General features: G+C 55.6%; 14 protein-coding genes and 1 tRNA gene. 7 read left to right on the top strand and 8 right to left on the bottom strand.

Annotation, left to right across the window (positions count from 1 at the left end; all coding sequences use genetic code 11):
• Positions 1 to 56 precede the first annotated feature (56 nt).
• From FVE67_RS04335 to proC, 6 genes are all read right to left on the bottom strand, one after another.
• Positions 57 to 1,955: a hypothetical protein gene (locus tag FVE67_RS04335; RefSeq protein WP_168719417.1), complete on the bottom strand. Its 1,899-nt coding sequence runs from the start codon at positions 1,953 to 1,955 to the stop codon at positions 57 to 59.
• Complete coding sequence (lspA, locus tag FVE67_RS04330) at positions 1,952 to 2,383, bottom strand: signal peptidase II (protein WP_168719416.1); 432 nt, start codon at positions 2,381 to 2,383, stop codon at positions 1,952 to 1,954. The genes FVE67_RS04335 and lspA overlap by 4 nt, the downstream gene beginning before the upstream one ends.
• Complete coding sequence (gene ileS, locus FVE67_RS04325; protein WP_168719415.1) at positions 2,380 to 5,199, bottom strand: isoleucine--tRNA ligase; 2,820 nt, start codon at positions 5,197 to 5,199, stop codon at positions 2,380 to 2,382. The genes lspA and ileS overlap by 4 nt, the downstream gene beginning before the upstream one ends.
• Before the next feature lie 66 nt (positions 5,200 to 5,265).
• Positions 5,266 to 7,044 carry a sensor domain-containing diguanylate cyclase gene (locus FVE67_RS04320; protein ID WP_168719414.1) on the bottom strand — a complete coding sequence of 593 codons (1,779 nt, stop codon included), beginning with the start codon at positions 7,042 to 7,044 and terminating at the stop codon, positions 5,266 to 5,268.
• A gap of 99 nt (positions 7,045 to 7,143) precedes the next feature.
• Positions 7,144 to 7,761, bottom strand: coding sequence for an RlmE family RNA methyltransferase (locus tag FVE67_RS04315; protein ID WP_168719413.1), 618 nt, complete (start codon positions 7,759 to 7,761; stop codon positions 7,144 to 7,146).
• Positions 7,754 to 8,563, bottom strand: a complete 810-nt coding sequence (gene proC, locus FVE67_RS04310; protein WP_168719412.1) for a pyrroline-5-carboxylate reductase — start codon at positions 8,561 to 8,563, stop codon at positions 7,754 to 7,756. Before proC ends, FVE67_RS04315 begins: the two co-directional genes overlap by 8 nt.
• Positions 8,564 to 8,860: 297 nt before the next feature.
• Here proC and FVE67_RS09605 point away from each other — a divergent pair, with 297 nt between their 5' ends.
• The 4 genes from FVE67_RS09605 (at position 8,861) to FVE67_RS04290 (ending at position 11,191) form a co-directional block, all read left to right on the top strand.
• Positions 8,861 to 9,004 (top strand): transposase, encoded by a 144-nt coding sequence (locus FVE67_RS09605; RefSeq protein ID WP_168720331.1) that lies wholly within the window; start codon positions 8,861 to 8,863, stop codon positions 9,002 to 9,004.
• Between the two features lie 242 nt (positions 9,005 to 9,246).
• Positions 9,247 to 9,320 (top strand) — tRNA-Arg (locus tag FVE67_RS04300).
• Between the two features lie 236 nt (positions 9,321 to 9,556).
• Entirely contained in the window at positions 9,557 to 10,705 is a 1,149-nt protein-coding gene (locus tag FVE67_RS04295; RefSeq protein WP_425505379.1) for an IS256 family transposase, read from the top strand.
• A gap of 24 nt (positions 10,706 to 10,729) precedes the next feature.
• Positions 10,730 to 11,191 (top strand): tRNA nucleotidyltransferase/poly(A) polymerase family protein, encoded by a 462-nt coding sequence (locus FVE67_RS04290; protein ID WP_210534656.1) that lies wholly within the window; start codon positions 10,730 to 10,732, stop codon positions 11,189 to 11,191.
• 7 nt (positions 11,192 to 11,198) lie between these two features.
• On the opposite strand, the gene FVE67_RS04285 is transcribed toward FVE67_RS04290, so the two are convergent.
• Both FVE67_RS04285 and FVE67_RS04280 read right to left on the bottom strand, forming a co-directional pair.
• Positions 11,199 to 12,755, bottom strand: a complete 1,557-nt coding sequence (locus FVE67_RS04285; protein ID WP_168719410.1) for a sigma 54-interacting transcriptional regulator — start codon at positions 12,753 to 12,755, stop codon at positions 11,199 to 11,201.
• Positions 12,756 to 12,779: 24 nt separating this feature from the next.
• Positions 12,780 to 13,886 (bottom strand): LeuA family protein, encoded by a 1,107-nt coding sequence (locus FVE67_RS04280; RefSeq protein WP_246167934.1) that lies wholly within the window; start codon positions 13,884 to 13,886, stop codon positions 12,780 to 12,782.
• A 206-nt stretch (positions 13,887 to 14,092) separates the two neighbouring features.
• Here FVE67_RS04280 and nifH point away from each other — a divergent pair, with 206 nt between their 5' ends.
• From nifH to FVE67_RS04265, 3 genes are read left to right on the top strand one after another with little or no spacing between them, the layout of a single operon-like run.
• Positions 14,093 to 14,926, top strand: coding sequence for a nitrogenase iron protein (gene nifH, locus FVE67_RS04275; RefSeq protein WP_068669439.1), 834 nt, complete (start codon positions 14,093 to 14,095; stop codon positions 14,924 to 14,926).
• 30 nt (positions 14,927 to 14,956) lie between these two features.
• Positions 14,957 to 15,274, top strand: a complete 318-nt coding sequence (locus FVE67_RS04270) for a P-II family nitrogen regulator (RefSeq protein WP_068669441.1) — start codon at positions 14,957 to 14,959, stop codon at positions 15,272 to 15,274.
• Positions 15,275 to 15,284: 10 nt separating this feature from the next.
• Positions 15,285 to 15,662, top strand: coding sequence for a P-II family nitrogen regulator (locus FVE67_RS04265; RefSeq protein ID WP_210534655.1), 378 nt, complete (start codon positions 15,285 to 15,287; stop codon positions 15,660 to 15,662).
• Positions 15,663 to 15,668 lie beyond the last annotated feature (6 nt).

Below are 15,668 nucleotides of genomic sequence, written 5' to 3'. Positions count from 1 at the left end.
ACTCTCGAAGTTCGGCTGCTAATATAATCACCGTCGCCGGGGTTGCAAGAGGGGGGTCAGCGGCGGGAAAGGGCGGCCAGAAGGCTTAAGAAGAAGAGGCCCACCGAAAGCCAGAGAAAGGTAGAAAGACTGAAGGAGTAGCGAACGAGGGCCTCGGGGAAGACCGAAGACAAAAAGTCCGGAAGGGAAAAGAAGAAGAGGAAAAGCAAGGTCTCCCCTAAGAGGAAGAATTTGAGAAAGAAGGCTAGCTGTCTTCGGAAGAGCCAGAAGGCCTCCAGCCGCTCCTTTTCCTTCTCCAGGGCCTCCAGGTCGGCCGCCACCTGGGCCGTCTCTTCCAGGAGGGGTTTGAATTCTTTGGCCGGGTCGCGGTCCAGACGGTGTTCGATCCGGGTGAGCCGTTCGCCTACCTCCCGGAGTTTTTTTCCAAAGCCTGGGGCCTCGGTCCGGTAGGGATAACGGCTCCAGTAGCGCTTGAGGTGCCAGTAACGATGGTAAAATTCGGAAAGGCGGTCTTTCAGTTCTCGAATCTTGCGGTAGGCGTAGCCCTGAAGTTCCAGGGCCAACTCCGCGGCCTTGAGGGCGGTCCTTTCCAGTTCCGCATAGACTCCGCTGTAGATGGTCTCCCGGAGGGTTCTTAAAGTTTCCTCCAGAGAGTTTCTTTCCTCCTCAGAAAGGATGGTTTTTAAGGCGTGTAGGTGATCTTCGGCCTCCCGCAGACGGGCCAAGGCCTCGGCCTGCTTGTCTTCGAGGAGTTGCAAGAGGGTTTTTTCCAGGGCCTTCTCCCAGAGGATGGCCGTGGGTTCCAGAAAGGCGTAAAGGAAGATCAAGGGCTGGGCCAGAAGGGGCTTTAGACGTTCCAGGGTGCGGGTCTCTGGGGTGCCGTAAAAGAAGGAGACTCGGAGGCGGTGAAAGGCCGCCGGAAAAAAGGAGGGATCCGCCCTCTGGGCCTCTCCGTAGAGGCGTTCGGCCGAGGCGTAGTCCCCTTGTGTTTCAGAGAGCCGGGCCCGCCAGAGGAGGGCCGTGGCCCGAAGGAGGGGAGAAGCCTCCTCCAGGTCCAGCTCTTCAAAATGGTAAAGGGCCCGGTCGTACTCTCCTTTAAGAAGGGCCACCTGGACCAGGGCCAAGAGGACCTCCGGGCCGGCTCCTTCCGCGGCGAGCAATCGTCTTTCGGCCTCATCGATTTCCTGGTGCGCTAAAAGTTCCAGGGCGATCTGGACCGGCCCTCCCCTTCCGGGGACTTCCTGGCCTGGGGTGAGCTGGGAAAATTGATGGAAATTCTTGTGAAAGACCGGGCGCAGAAAAAGCGGCAAGAAGTAGAAAAAGCGGCCGTAGAGTCCCTGAAGTTCCGGGGCGGAGAGCTCTCGGGAAAGGATCTTCTGGTTGAGGGTTTTAGCCAGTTCGTGAAGCGGGGCGGAGAGATATCCTCGGAGACCACCTCCGGGGACCGTTTCCTTCAGGGCCGGACAGCGGGCGGATGCGTGCCAGGGGAGACCGCAATAAAAGCAGGGCCTGCTCTCCCCCACCCAGAAAAGATCTCTCACCTCAAGCAGGGTCTGCGGACGGGTAGCTGCCGGAAGGGTGACCTCCAGAAGGCGACCGGCCCTGGTGGCCTTGATCAGGGAATCCAGCCCCCCACGGGCCTCCCGTAGGGCAGGCTCCATTTCCCGGGGAAGATAGAGAAGTCCCGGACGCAGCCAGGGTCCTGGGGAGCCCTCTGGGGCCAGGGTGAAAGGAAGGGGGGCCTCTCCCAGAGAACTCTCAAAGAGTTTGCGGAGCTCAGAAAGGCCCTTTTCGAGGTCTGAAAGACGGGTGGGGTCAAAGAGGAAACCTTCTCCGGCTCGAGGAAGGGCCCGCAGGAGATAACGTTCGGCCAGGGTCCGAAAGTCGAGTTCTCGTCCGGGAAAGAGATATCGGAGGAGATGGGGATGCCAGTAAAGTCGCAGATGAACCCTCAAGCCTTCCACCTCAAAAGGTAGAGAAGAAGTCCCAGGACGATGGCCGCATCGGCCAGGTTAAAGGCCGGCCAGTGATAGGGGCCCAGATGAAGATCCACGAAATCAAAGACCGCCCCGTGCCACAGCCGATCAATTCCGTTCCCCAAGGCCCCCCCGGCTATCAGCCCCAGGGCCACCCTCTTTCCTCTATCTTTTTCGGTTCGGCCCAGCCAGAGGATAAGCCCGGCCACGGCCAGTCCCGCCAGGGTCCAAAAGAGCCCCAAAGAGGCCTCACGAAAGAGCCCAAAGGCGATCCCCTGGTTGCGCACCTTGACCAGAGAAAGAAATCCCGGGATCAAGGGAAGTCCCTCCGGGGGAAGCCCCCGGTCCAGGAGATATTTGGTCAAGAGATCCAAGGCCGCGACCGCAAAGGCCAGGAGAGGAATCACGCCTCCTCCTTAAGTCTTCCCTCCTCCCGGAGTCTCCGGACCACCTCCGCGCAGCGGCCACAGAGCCCGGGGATCTCCTGCCGACCGACTTCCTCCCGCCACTGCCAGCATCTTTCGCACTTGGCCCCTGGGGCCCGGCACACCAGGATCTCCAAGCCCGGAAACTCCTCGCTCCGGTAAAGGACTTCTCCCTCTTCAGGGTCCGGAAGTTGGTCTGCTAGGCGAAAGTCCGAAACGATGGTGAAGTAGGCCCACCAGGAGGGGTCGGTAAAAAATTCCTGCAGATCTCCGGGTACCCGGGCCAGGACCTGGGCCTCTAGAGAATTTCCGATGAGGTCCTTGTCCTTGCGGGCTATTTCCAGGGCCCGGGTGATCTCTCCCCGAAGGGAGAGCAATTTTTCCCAGCGCTGTGCAAATTCCGGGCCGGGATCCGGCCAGGTTACCTCAGGAAAGGAAAGGAGGTGTACGCTTTCCGTCTTTCGAGGAAAAGGAAAGTGTTGATAGAGGTCTTCGGCGGTAAAGGAAAGGATGGGGGCCGCGAGCCGCACCAGGGCCTCAAGCGCATGGTAGAGGGCGGTCTGGGCCGCCCGTCGCCGGGGGGAGTCCGGATGTTCGCAGTAAAGTCGGTCCCGATTGATGTCGATGGAAAGCGCCGAAAGTTCTACCACACAGAAGCGGTGGATCTCCTGGACCGCGATATGGAATTCGTATTCCTCATAGGCCCGGCGTACGCGACGGATGACCTCTCCCAGGCGGAAAAGTAGGTAGCGTTCGAATTCCGGAAGCTCCTCCCAGGAAAGGAGGTGTCTTTCGGGGTCGAAGTCGTAGAGGACCCCTAAAAGGTAGCGACCGGTGTTGCGGATCTTGCGATAGGCCTCCACCAGGCGCCGGAGGATTTCCTCGGAAAGGCGGATGTCTTCCCGATAGTCTTCGGAGGCCACCCAGAGGCGCAAGATCTCCGCCCCGTAGCGCTCGATAATGTCCTGGGGGTGGATGACGTTGCCCAAGCTCTTGGACATCTTGCGTCCCTGGCCGTCCACCACGAAACCGTGGGTGAGAACCGCCTTGTAGGGGGCCTTTCCTCGAGTGCCCACCGCACAGAGGAGCGAACTCTGGAACCAGCCCCGGTGCTGGTCCGAGCCTTCGAGATAGAGGTCTGCGGGGAAGGAAAGCTCCGGGCGTCTTTCGAGGACCGCGGCAAAGGAGACCCCGGAGTCGAACCAGACGTCCAGGATGTCTTCCTCTTTGCGAAAATCCGTCCCCCCGCAGGCCGGACACCGGGTCCCTTCGGGAAGGAGTTCCGCCGCCGACCTTTCGAACCAGGGATCCGTGCCCTCCTTTTCGAAAAGGGAAAGGACTTTGGCGTAGTATTTTTCCTCGCGCAGGATTTCCCCGCAGGAGGTGCAGGTAAAGACGGTGAGGGGAACCCCCCAGGCCCTCTGTCGGGAAAGACACCAGTCCGGTCGTTTTTCCACCATCCCCCGGATTCGTTCGCGTCCCCAGCGAGGAATCCAGCGTACCTCCTCGATGGCCCGTAGGGCCTTTTCCCTCAAGCCTTTTGCTTCCATGGAGATAAACCACTGTTCGGTGGCCCGAAAGATCACCGGTTTCTTGCAGCGCCAGCAGTGGGGATAGCTGTGGGTGATCTCCTCGGCGAAAAGGAGCCGCCCTTTTTTCCGGAGGAGGTCCAGGATGCGCGGATTGGCCTTCCAGATCTTAAGGCCCCCGAAAAGGGGAAGGTCGGGGAGGAAGTGCCCGGTGTCGTCTACCGGAGAGTAAACCTCCAGCCCGTAGCGCAGACCGCTTTCGTAGTCCTCTTCTCCGTGGCCGGGAGCGATGTGCACGCAACCCGTTCCTGCCTCCAGGGTTACGTAGTCGGCCAGGATGAAAAGGCTTTCCCTTTCGTAGAAGGGGTGTTGGGCATGCCGGCCCTCGAGCTTTCGCGGATCTACCCGGAGGAGGATCTCGGGAAGGTCCCGGGAAAGCTCCGCACAAAGGGCCGAAAGGCGACCTTCGGCCAGAAGCAAGGGTTCCTCTCCGGGCCAGCGCACCAGCACGTAGTCGAATTCCGGATGGAGGGCTACGGCTAGATTAGCCGGAAGGGTCCAAGGGGTGGTGGTCCAGATGAGGACCGCAGCCGGCTCAGAAAGTCCCAGGGCTTCAAGGGCGTCCTTGGCCAGAGGAAATTTTACATAAACGGAGGGGGAGCGGTGATCGTAATACTCTACTTCGGCCTCCGCCAGGGCGGTTACGCAGTGGGTGCACCAGAAAACGGGCTTTTTGCGCCGGTAGACCTGTCCTGAGGAGAGGAAACGCACGAACTCCCGGGCGATGGTAGCCTCGTAGTCCGGACTCATGGTGAGGTAAGGATTCTCCCAGTCGCCGAGGACCCCCAGCCGGCGGAATTCCTCCCGCTGGATGTGGATGAAGCGTTCGGCATAGGCCCGGCAGTGTTGCCGGATCTCGTTTTTGGGAAGTTCTCCCCGGCGCACTCCCAGTTCCCGCTCTACATTGAGCTCAATGGGCAAACCGTGGCAGTCCCACCCCGGGACATAAGGGGCCCGGAAGCCCATCATGCGCCGGCTCTTAAGGATGATGTCTTTCAAGACCTTGTTTAAGGCGGTGCCCATGTGGATGCGCCCGTTGGCGTAAGGAGGGCCGTCATGGAGGACGAAAAGAGGGCCTTCCCGCTGGTTGAGCTTTTGGTAGAGTTTAAGGGATTCCCAAAAGCGCAGGAATTCCGGCTCCCGCTGGGGGAGCTTTCCTTTCATCGGAAAATCCGTTTGCGGGAGATTGAGGGTCTTTTTCCACTCCATATGCACCGCCTCCGCTTGGGGACTTTCCCAAACTTAAACCGGGAAGACGGGCTATGACAAGGAGAGTTAGTATTCTTCGGCGGGCCACATATCGGGGGTGAAACGGACCACCCGGTTGCGGCCCATCTCCTTGGCCTTGTAAAGGGCTACATCGGCGTACTTGATGGCCTCCCAGATCCCCTGGGCGTCGGTGGGAAATTCGCTCACCCCGATGGAGACCGTCTTGTGGAGGATATTTCCCCGGATGTGGAATTCGTGGGCCTCCACCGCCCGGCGCAGTTTTTCGGCCACCTTCACCGATTCTCCATTCCGGGTATCCATGAGGAGAATGAGGAATTCCTCCCCCCCGAAACGGACCACTAGATCCGAATTGCGTACATTTTTCTTGAAGATCTGGGCGGTTTCTTTCAAAATGAGGTCTCCGGCATCGTGTCCATATTTGTCGTTGACCTCTTTGAAGTAGTCCAGATCGGCCATAAGGATTCCCAGTGTGGTCTTGCGACGCATGACCCCAGCCACTAAACTTTCTATAGCCGTCTCCAAGAAACGGCGATTATAAAGTTCGGTGAGGGGGTCTTTAAGGCTTTGTTCCTTAAAGGAAGCGGCATAACGTTTGGCCTCAATTACCGGGACGGCCTCTTCGATGTATCTGTTGGCCATGCGTAACTTTTCGTGGAGATTCTTCTCTTTCCTTACGGCATATTCCGGAGGAAGCAGGAACTGGACCACCCCGATGCACTCTCCTCCGCTCATCATGGGGATACAGTAATGATCGGCCTCCTCTGGCCAGAGAAACCGGGGACAAATCCCTTTGTGATCCAGGGAACTCACCACATGTCCCGTACGCTTGGCCCGACAGAAGGAGGCATTAAAGAGGATCTCGGGATTGACCTCTAGTCCTGGGGGGGAGGTGCAGACGATCTCCATAGTGTTCTGAGAGTTGGAGACCTGGAGAAGGACAAAATTTTCAAGCCCCAGTTTTTTCTGAAAGGCCTCTCCTAGCCGCTTAAAGACCTCTTCTACCTCCTCATCCTCTTCGATCACGTGCTTGAAGAGATTGAGATCCTGATAATTGGAAACCAGTTCATTTACCGAATCTACCAACTGTCCAATCTCATCCCGGGCGTAATACTCCAATACGCAACCGGTCTCCCCATCTATACATTCCTCCAGCCCCTTTCCCCGGGCCATATCCCGAATTCTTTCAGTAACCTGGCGCAAAGGTTGAAGGACCATGAAAATGAAGGCCACGGCCCCCCAGAGGAGGAAGACCCCCACAAAAACGAGCATGATCCATTTAAAGGTGGTGGTGCGGGAAACCAATATACTCATTTGTTGGCGGAATCTTTGGCAGTTATCGTGCCCCCATATCAGGGTCTTTTCTAGGGAGGCCCGGAGCTTGGCCAGGTTTTCGGAGGGGGCCTTTCCTTTTTCTAGGGCTTCGAGGGCCTCAAGGGAGGCTTTTAAATAAGAGCGGGGTTCAGGAGGAAGGGTCTCCGGGTTTGGAAAGCGTAAAGTGAACTCTCCGGGCAGGCTCGCCAGCCGGCCATGGTAGATTCCTCCAGCCATTCCGGCCTTAAGGAGGGTGCGCAGTTCTAAGAGATTCCGTAGGTATTCTTCCGAGTTTTCCGGAGACTTTTCCATCCGCTCCAGAAGCCGAAGGCCCTCTTGGGCCAAAAGTTCATATTTATAACCCGGAGAAAATTCGAAACCTGTATAGAGTTTTTGGAGCTCAAAGTAAAGGATCCCGGCCATGATAAAACTTACCAACACGCAGGCTCCGATCACCATTCCCATCTTCCAGAAGAGGCTCAGATCCAGGATCGGCTGAATATAGCGGACCACCCTTCGCCACCTCTCCCGACAGGCCGGGGAAAGAAAGCTCGTTTTTGCCTCTTTTATTTTTTGTTTCCTATTAATATTATCTATTCTTAGTTTGCAAATCTATCCTCTCTTTTTTAGATAATTTTGGCGTTTGTCAAACCCTAAAATGAAAATTTCGCGACTGGTGCTACGGGTGCTCTTGGGCCGAAAGAATTTGACCCTTTGAAAGAGCCCTTCCACCTCTTTGCGGAAGGCCGCCGTTCTTTCCCCCTCGAAGATCTTGACCATAAAATGGCCTCCGGGATGAAGGACTTCCCGGGCCACCTCCAGGGCCCGGCGGGCCAGATGCAGGGAACGAAAGTGGTCCCCGGAGCGGTCCCCGGTGGTCTTAGGGGCCAGATCGCTGAGGACCACCTGAAAACCCCCCGGGGCTAGTTTCCGCAACTCCTCCGGGTCAAGCTCAAAGACGTCGGCCTTTACAAAGACAAAATTGGGGGCGGATAATTTCACTTCCTGAAGATCCACCCCCACCACCAGGCCCTCGGGGCCTACGATCTTAAGGGCGTACTTACTCCAGGCCCCGGGGGCGCAGCCCAAGTCCAGCACCCGGTCTCCGGGCCGGATCAGACCATACTTCTTTTGGGCCTCCTGGAGCTTGAAGACCGAGCGGGCCGGAAAGCCCTCCTCCTTGGCCCGGCGGGTGTAATAGTCGGCCCAGGGATTTTTGCGCTTAGCCACCGGAAAGCTCCCGGGCCCTCCGGGTGGCCGCGGCCACGGCCTCCATCACCGCCCCGTGAAAGCCACGGTCGGCCAGGGCCTTGAGGCCGGCAATGGTGGTGCCCCCCGGAGAGGTTACCATGGCCTTGAGGGCGTAAGGGTCTTTCCCGGTCTCTTTCATGAGCCGGGCCGCCCCGAGCACCGTCCCCACGGCCAGCCTTTCAGCCACTTCCCGGGAAAGTCCCTCCCGCACTCCCCCGTCCACCAAGGCCTCGATGAAGGCGAAGACGTAGGCCGGACCGCTTCCCGAAAGCCCGGTCACCGCGTCAAAAAGGGCCTCCGGCACCCGAACCACCTCCCCCAGGGCGGAAAAGAGGGCCTCGGCCCGGGAAAGGTCCTCCTCCGGGGTCTCCGGGGCCTTACAAAGGGCGCTCACTCCGGAAAGGACCAGGGCCGGGGTGTTGGGCATGACGCGTACCAGGCGCTCCACTCCCCCAAGCCCGGCCTTGAGTCTCTCAAGGGGGAAACCGGCCACCACCGAGATGAAAAGAGGGCGGTGCTTCCGGGCTGCTTCCCGGATCTCTTCCAATACCCCGGAAAGGACCTGAGGTTTTACCGCCAGGACCACCGTCTCACACTCTCGTACCAGGCGGGGATTGTCAAAAAAGGCCGCCACCCCATAGGTCTTCCGAAGATACTCCTGACGGTCCTTCCCCGGAGTAGAGATCAGAACCTCCTGCGGTTTAAGGATTCCTGCGGCGAGGCCTCCCCGCAGGAGGGCCTCAGCCATCTTTCCCCCACCAATGAAACCCCATCGGGCCATCTCTCCTCCTCGCGAGGAATTTGGGCTCAGGATACCGCAATTTCCCGAAATTTTACAGGGAGGCTCGGCCCACCTGGGCTAGCTTTCTGGCGCTGGGCGTGCGGCGGCCGCTCTCCCAGGCGTAGATGGTGTCTGGAATGCTCCCCGATTTTTGGACTGTTTAAAATATTAGGGTGCAAGGCCGCCTCCCTGAAAAACAGGAGGAGGTGGCAATCTCCCTGCAAGCCCCTACTACAATGGCCAGATTGAGAGCCTGCACAGCACGATGGAAAAGGATTCGGGAGTTAAAATGAAAGGCTGGCCTGGTGGAGGGAATATTACAACTCGGTCAGACCACCTTCGGCTCTGGATTATCGGACGCCCAAGACGGCAGACCACGAATTTTTGATTACAAGAATACAAGAATATGACTGTGCGGGTATACCTACTCCTATATACTAAGGAGGGAACCAAGGCTCTCGAAAATTATCGGAAGTACTGGTTTGATTCCTTGGATGCAATTTCAGCCTGCCTGCAAGCAAATTTAGTGTTTCTTCGGCTTATTATTGTTTCGTTGCTTGTGTCTGCAAGCAGACTGCAAGCAAAATTGATTGCAATTGACCTGTTCTGGCTGGTTCTGACCGTTCTTGCCATAGGGACCTGATTTGGGTAAGATCCTTAAAAGACAACAAATTCAAGCCTCTGCCCCCGTAGCTCAGGCGGATAGAGCACGGGATTCCTAATCCCGGTGTCGGAGGTTCGAGTCCTCCCGGGGGCGTTTGATTATCAACGGTTTCAGGAAATCACCCCTTCAAGGAAAAACGGTTTTCCTCACCTATTCCCCGCTTAAGAGAGAATAACCCTTGATGGTCGGTGGGAAAAAGTAAGGAAGTTACGAAGGTGAGCTTAGCCCTTCTGGTAGTGTTTCACAAATTGTGTCCGAGGGGGTAAATAAAGAGGCCTTCCTCCTTGCGATAATAAGTGGGAGTCAAACCAAAGGGAAGGAGGAAGGCCATGCAGGGCAGAGAAATTATAGAAAAGCTGGAGGACCTCATCAAGGAGGCCATTAAAAGCGTGATTGAGCGACTGGCTATTGAGGAAAGAAGCCTTTACCTTGAGGAACACCCTGAAACCAAAGGCAATGGTTTCTACTCTCGCTCCCTTCTCACCAAATACGGGCCTATTGAAGGCCTTATGGTTCCCAGAACTCGAGATGGAAACTTTAGAGCTCAGATTCTACCTCCTCCAAGGAGAAGAGCCGGTCTCGACTTGGGAGAAGCTGTATTGGCCTTGTACGCTTCGGGAGCCAGTACCAGGGCGGTTTCAAGATTTATCGAGACCATTTACGGGGCTTACTATTCGCCAGCCAGTATAAGCAGACTAACGGAGGTAGCCGAGGACCAAATTGAGTCCTGGAGAAAGCGAAGGCTTTCGGAGGAATACTTTGCCCTTTATCTGGATGCTACTTTTCTGCCGGTGAGGAGAGGAACTGTGGCCAGGGAGCCGGTGTATCTGGCTTTGGGGATAAGGCGAGATGGGACCAGAGAGATTGTGGGCTTTTGGACCAGTGGAGGGGAAGGTGAGAGCGCTCTGGTTTATCAGGAAATTTTCAACGAACTGCGCGAAAGAGGTCTCAAGAGGATTGAGGTGGTCATAGGGGACGGGCTATCAGGCTTGAAGGAGGCGGTTCTCAGGGTTTATCCTGGGGCCAGGTTTCAGAGATGCGTTCTTCACAGTCTCAAGTATAGCCTGAGGAAGGTTCGGAGGTCTCACCGAGAGGCGCTGGCTCAGGATTTGAGGAAAATTTATCGGGCTGGGAGGAGGTCCGAGGCCCTGGAGGCCTTCAGGGCTTTCAAGGCCCGGTGGCAAGGGAAGTATCCGGAAGTAGTGAAGCACTGGGAGGAGAACCTCGAGGATCTCTTGGTTTTTCTGGAATATCCGGAGCCTATTCGGAATTATATTTACACCACGAATCAGCTTGAAAGGCTGATTAAAGAGGTCAAGCGCAGGACCAAGGTGATAGAGGTTTTCTGTGAGCCTGGGGCACTTTACAAGGTAGTCTATCTGGTGCTTAGGGGTCTAGAGGAGAAATACCGTTCGCGAAAACTGAGAGGTTTTGAGGATCTTATGGAGGAAGGCCTCTTATCCTGCGGACACAGTTGACGAAACACTATGATCTTTCTTGAGATGGCGGAACGATTGCGTTTCAAGAAGGATCTCGCTAAAAGAGTAGCCCATCTCATCCGGAACCACATGCGGCCCTTTCATTTACTTGCTGAAAAAGAAAAAGGCCGACTTACAGCCAGGGCCAAGAGGAGGCTTTTGAGGGATGTTCCAGAGTATCCCGATCTCTTTGTGGTGGCCATGGCAGATGGTCTGGCGGCGAGAGGTCCGGACAAGGACCCAGACGAAGAGGAAAAACTTGCAGAATTTTTTAGGGAACTCCACGAGTTTTACCGAGAAACCTTGCGGAAGGTGGAGAGGAAGAGACTGGTTACCGGCCGTGACCTCATAGAGATCTTCGGACTTGCGCCTGGTCCCATCTTCCGGAAACTCCTTGAAGCCGTAGAGGAGGCCCAGGTTGAGGGCCGGGTAAAGACCCGCGAAGAGGCCCTGGAGTATATCGCCGGAATCATAGATACCTTATAGACCTCCTTCATTTTAGGGGTGGTCGGCCACGGCGGATGGGGAAGTGGTTTTCGAGTGCCAGCTTCTTGATACGGTAGCGGAGTTGTCGGAAGGTAAGCCCTAGTTCCCGGGCCGCACGGGCGATAACAAAGTTGTTACGGCGCAAGGCCTCCAAGATTTCGTCAGCGGAAGGTTCTTTTAAAAAGACCTCGGTGGTTAGGTTCCTCCTCTTTCCACCATTCTTAAGATTTTCTTCAAGACTCAAAAGCTGGGAAACCAAGGCCTCAGGTACCAGGTTTTCCTCAGCCACGATAAAAAGCCTTTCAAGGACATTCTCTAGCTCTCGCACATTTCCAGGCCAGGGATATTCTACCAGTTTCCGCAAGGCCCCTGGGGAAAGAATCAAGCCTCTTCCATGGGTCTTCTCCATGCGGTGCAGGAGGAATTTGACCAATCCCGGAATATCCTCTCGTCGCTCACGAAGAGGGGGGATATAGATGGGAAAGACATTGAGCCGGTAGAAAAGATCCTCCCTGAAGGCCCCTTCGCGGACGAGTTTTTCTAGATCCCTGTTGGTGGCCGCAATGATGCGCACATCCACCCGCCGGGTCCTAGTGCTTCCCAAGCGTTCGAATTCCCGCTCCTGAATGAAACGCAGGAGTTTGCCCTGAAGCGGTAGCGGCAGTTCCCCGATCTCGTCTAGGAAGACCGTGCCTCCGTCAGCGAGCTCCAGGCGTCCGGGCTTGCTGCGATCTGCTCCGGTAAAGGCCCCTCGTTCGTAACCGAAAAGTTCAGCCTCAAGGAGATTTTCCGGAAGGGCGGCGCAGTTAACTTTCACGAAAGGCTTTCCGCGTCTGGGGCTGAGTTCATGTATGAGTCTGGCCGTAAGGGTTTTACCTGTGCCGGATTCCCCGAGGAGCAACACCGTGGCCCGAGCTGGAGCTACCTGTTTCACCAGACTCAAGACCTCTTTCATCTTCGGGCTACGAGACCCATACATGAACTCACTGAAGCGGGCCTTAAGTTCGTCCCTTAAGGCCAAGTTTTCCTCCCGGAGGTGGGTCTCCCGGGCCTCCACGCTCCTTTTGAGCTTCACAAACTGGGCAATCAGAAAGGCCATGACCTCTAGGAACTTCACGTCCTCTTCAAAGGCCACCTGGTAGCTGAAGAGCCTATCCACCCATAGGACACCCAAGGTTTCATGCTCGGCCCGGATGGGCACTGCGATAAAGGAAATCACCTCCTTGGTAAGGCGCCGGGCACCGGTGCGGTTTAAAAAGAGCGGCTCTTGGCTCACATCGGAGACTATGCAGGGTTCTCCGGTAGCAAAGACCCTCCCGGTCACGCCTTCCCCGATTTCATAAATCCCCTGCGCCTCTTCTTCCGGACTCAAGCCATAAGAAGCCTTAATCTTCAAGTGTCCTGAAGCCTCGTCCCATAAGACTATGGAAGCCCTTTTCATATCGAGCTTTTCCGCCAGGATACGGAGGATCCTGCGTAGGGTTTTCTCAAGCTCTAGGGCCTGTCCTATAAGTTCATGGGTGGCGTAAAGAACTTCTAATTTTAGGGCTTCTAGATTTTTCATTTTTACACTTTTGTTAAATAAAATCTAACAAATGTTAAACCAGTATATCCTAACCAACTTTTCCACTTCCTGTTTATTTAGCGGCCGGCCCAGTTTGGAGGAGAGTTTGCGGACCTTTTTTACCAGGCTTTCGAGCTTCTCTTCAGGGAATTCAAGTTTCCACTCCTTAAGCAAGGCCTTCAGGGCCGCCCGTCCGCTTTTGGCCCCGAGCGATAGTTCCCTCTTCAGTCCCAGGGCTTCCGGGGGAAAAGGTTCATAGAGTTCTGGGGCCTTTTTGAGACCTTCCACATGAAGGCCACTTTCGCAGTAAAAGAGTTTCCGGCCTACTACAGGCCTGAATTCTGGAATAACCTCACCGGCTTGCCAGGCTACATAATGAGAAAGTTTCGGAAGAAGCTCTATACGATAATGTTTTTGACCTTTTCGGAAATAGAGATAGGCCAGCACCTCTTCAAGGGAGGCAATGCCGGCCCTCTCCCCTAGTCCCAGAACACTTACATCCACCCAGTCGGCTCCGGCGGCAAGGGCAGAGACGGCGTTGGCTGTGGCTAGGCCGAAATCATTGTGGCCGTGAAACCCTATTTCGGTTTCTGGAAAAGCCTTCTTGAGGGCTCGGATGAGTTCCGCTACCTCCAAGGGATTGAAAAGCCCTAGGGTATCCGAGATCCTTATCCGTTGTGCTCCGGATGAAATGGCCACTCTACAAATTTGAAAAATAAAAATCCTGTCAGCCCGAGAAGCGTCCTCAAGCCCCAGGGTGACGCATGGAGAGTATCTCGCGGCTAGCGATATCATCTCCTCCGTCTTTTTAAGAAGGACCTCGGGATCTAAACGAAGCCGGCGTTTGAGCTGGATATCCGAAACTGGTACTCCAAGATTAAATCCCACTTCCGGCAACCGGGCGGCCTTCTCTATATCTTCTTTTTTTAAACGCAACCATACGCTGAATCTCACCCTCTTAGACACCCTACGGGCGGAAAGGATCAGAACCCGCAGCCTTTCCTCTCCCACCACTCCGAGCTCCACTTCCTCAACCCCCAGATCCGCAAGACGCCTCACAATTTCCCTCCTCACCCTGAACGGAAAATACACCCCCCAGCGCTGAGTCCCCTCCCTTATGGTGGTGTCCATGAGCCTCATCACCAAAAATAAAATGCAAAAAACATTCCACTTTTTAAGAAACTTGCAAATCCTACAAATTAAACTCGCAAAACCTACCAGTCGGTTTTGGTAAGAGGTCCCGTACACCGCGAAAGCCTTAAAAATCAAGGGATTCGGGTTATGGCATCCTCCTTGCTCTCTGGGGGGACAAAAAAAGATCCGAGAAGGAGGGGCTTATGGGAGAAGGGACCAGAAAGATTGGCATATACGGAAAGGGTGGCATAGGAAAATCTACTACTTGCCAGAATTTGGCCGCGGCTCTGGCTCACTACTACAACAAAAAGGTCATGATCCACGGTTGCGATCCCAAGGCTGATGCTACGCGTCTCATCTTGGGAGGGAAGCCGCAGGAGACGGTCCTAGATCTCCTACGCGAAGAAGGCGAAGAAAACCTCACCTTGGAGAAGGTGGTAAAGACCGGCTTTGGGGGGATACGGTGCGTGGAATCCGGAGGACCGGAACCGGGAGTAGGGTGTGCCGGCCGTGGTGTCATCACCGCTATAAATCTCATGGAGGAGCTCGGGGGTTATCCCGAAGACCTAGACTTCCTCTTCTTTGATGTCCTAGGGGATGTGGTCTGCGGAGGGTTTGCCATGCCGGTTCGTGAGGGCAAGGCTCAGGAAATTTACATCGTGGCCTCCGGAGAGATGATGGCCATCTATGCGGCCAACAACATTTGCCGGGGGATGGTGAAGTATGCCCAGCGCACCGGAGTGCGCCTCGGAGGAATTATCTGTAACAGCCGGAAGGTAGACCGCGAAGAGGAGATTATGCAGGAATTCTGCGAGCGGCTCGGCACCAAGATGATCATGTTCATTCCTCGGGACAACATCGTCCAGAAGGCCGAATTCAACCGTAAGACCGTGGTGGAATATGAACCTGAACATCCTCAGGCCCAGGCTTACAAAGAGCTCGCCCGCCGCATCATGGAAAACCGAGACCTCGTTATTCCGAAACCGCTTTCCATGGACGAGCTCGAAAGCTTGGTGGTGAAATACGGTCTGGTCTAGCAGGCCGGAAATCTCCTAAGGAGGCAAATCATGAAGATGATCAAAGCCGTCATAAGACCGGAAAAGACGGAAGAGGTGGTGGAGGCCCTGGCCCAGGAGGGCTTTCTGGCCCTAACCAGGGTGGACGTAGTAGGACGAGGAAAGCAGGGGGGCCTTACGGTGGGAGAAGTGGTTTACGACGAGCTCCCCAAAAGCCTCCTTCTCCTGGTGGTTCCGGACGAAGAGGTCGAGCGGGTCTGTACTACCATTATGGAGGCCGCCCGCACCGGGCGCTTCGGAGATGGCAAGATCTTTGTCTCGCCGGTGGAAGAGGCCTATACCATCCGCACCGGAAAGGCCGAACTCTAGGAGGTGAATCATGGCCTTAAAGGAGATTATAGCCATTGTGAGACCCAACAAAATGCTTGCCACCAAGAAGGCCCTGGAGGAGATGGGATTTCCCTCCTTTACGGCCTTTAAGGTGCTTGGCCGAGGAAAACAGGGAGGAAGGCTCAAGGAACTCGCCTATAGGGTAAGCCCTGAAGTGGCCGAAAAGCTCGAGACTTCCTCTTATGGTTTCATACCCAAAAGGCTCCTTTTGGTAGTGGTGCCGGAGGCCATGGTTCCCAAGGTAGTGGAAAGAATTATTCGAGTAAATCAGAGCGGTGAGCACGGAGACGGCAAGATCTTTGTGCTCCCGATGGAAGGGGTCTTTAGAGTCCGCAACGGTGAGGAGGGCCTTGAGGCCCTTTTCTAAGATAGG

This window comes from Thermosulfurimonas marina (assembly GCF_012317585.1).
In the GTDB taxonomy this organism is placed as follows: Bacteria; Desulfobacterota; Thermodesulfobacteria; order Thermodesulfobacteriales; family Thermodesulfobacteriaceae; genus Thermosulfurimonas_A; species Thermosulfurimonas_A marina.
Note: the sequence above shows the minus strand (reverse complement) of the source record. Positions and strands in the feature narration are given on the sequence as shown.

What these genes read in the sequence shown, in the direction of transcription:
- ileS (WP_168719415.1), bottom strand. Translation starts at nt 5,199, where the DNA reads ATGGAGTGGAAAAAGACCCTCAATCTCCCGCAAACGGATTTTCCGATG.
- proC (WP_168719412.1), bottom strand. Translation starts at nt 8,563, where the DNA reads ATGGCCCGATGGGGTTTCATTGGTGGGGGAAAGATGGCTGAGGCCCTC.
- FVE67_RS04295 (WP_425505379.1), top strand. Translation starts at nt 9,557, where the DNA reads ATGCAGGGCAGAGAAATTATAGAAAAGCTGGAGGACCTCATCAAGGAG.
- FVE67_RS04290 (WP_210534656.1), top strand. Translation starts at nt 10,730, where the DNA reads ATGGCGGAACGATTGCGTTTCAAGAAGGATCTCGCTAAAAGAGTAGCC.
- FVE67_RS04285 (WP_168719410.1), bottom strand. Translation starts at nt 12,755, where the DNA reads ATGAAAAATCTAGAAGCCCTAAAATTAGAAGTTCTTTACGCCACCCAT.
- FVE67_RS04280 (WP_246167934.1), bottom strand. Translation starts at nt 13,886, where the DNA reads ATGGACACCACCATAAGGGAGGGGACTCAGCGCTGGGGGGTGTATTTT.
- nifH (WP_068669439.1), top strand. Translation starts at nt 14,093, where the DNA reads ATGGGAGAAGGGACCAGAAAGATTGGCATATACGGAAAGGGTGGCATA.
- FVE67_RS04270 (WP_068669441.1), top strand. Translation starts at nt 14,957, where the DNA reads ATGAAGATGATCAAAGCCGTCATAAGACCGGAAAAGACGGAAGAGGTG.
- FVE67_RS04265 (WP_210534655.1), top strand. Translation starts at nt 15,285, where the DNA reads ATGGCCTTAAAGGAGATTATAGCCATTGTGAGACCCAACAAAATGCTT.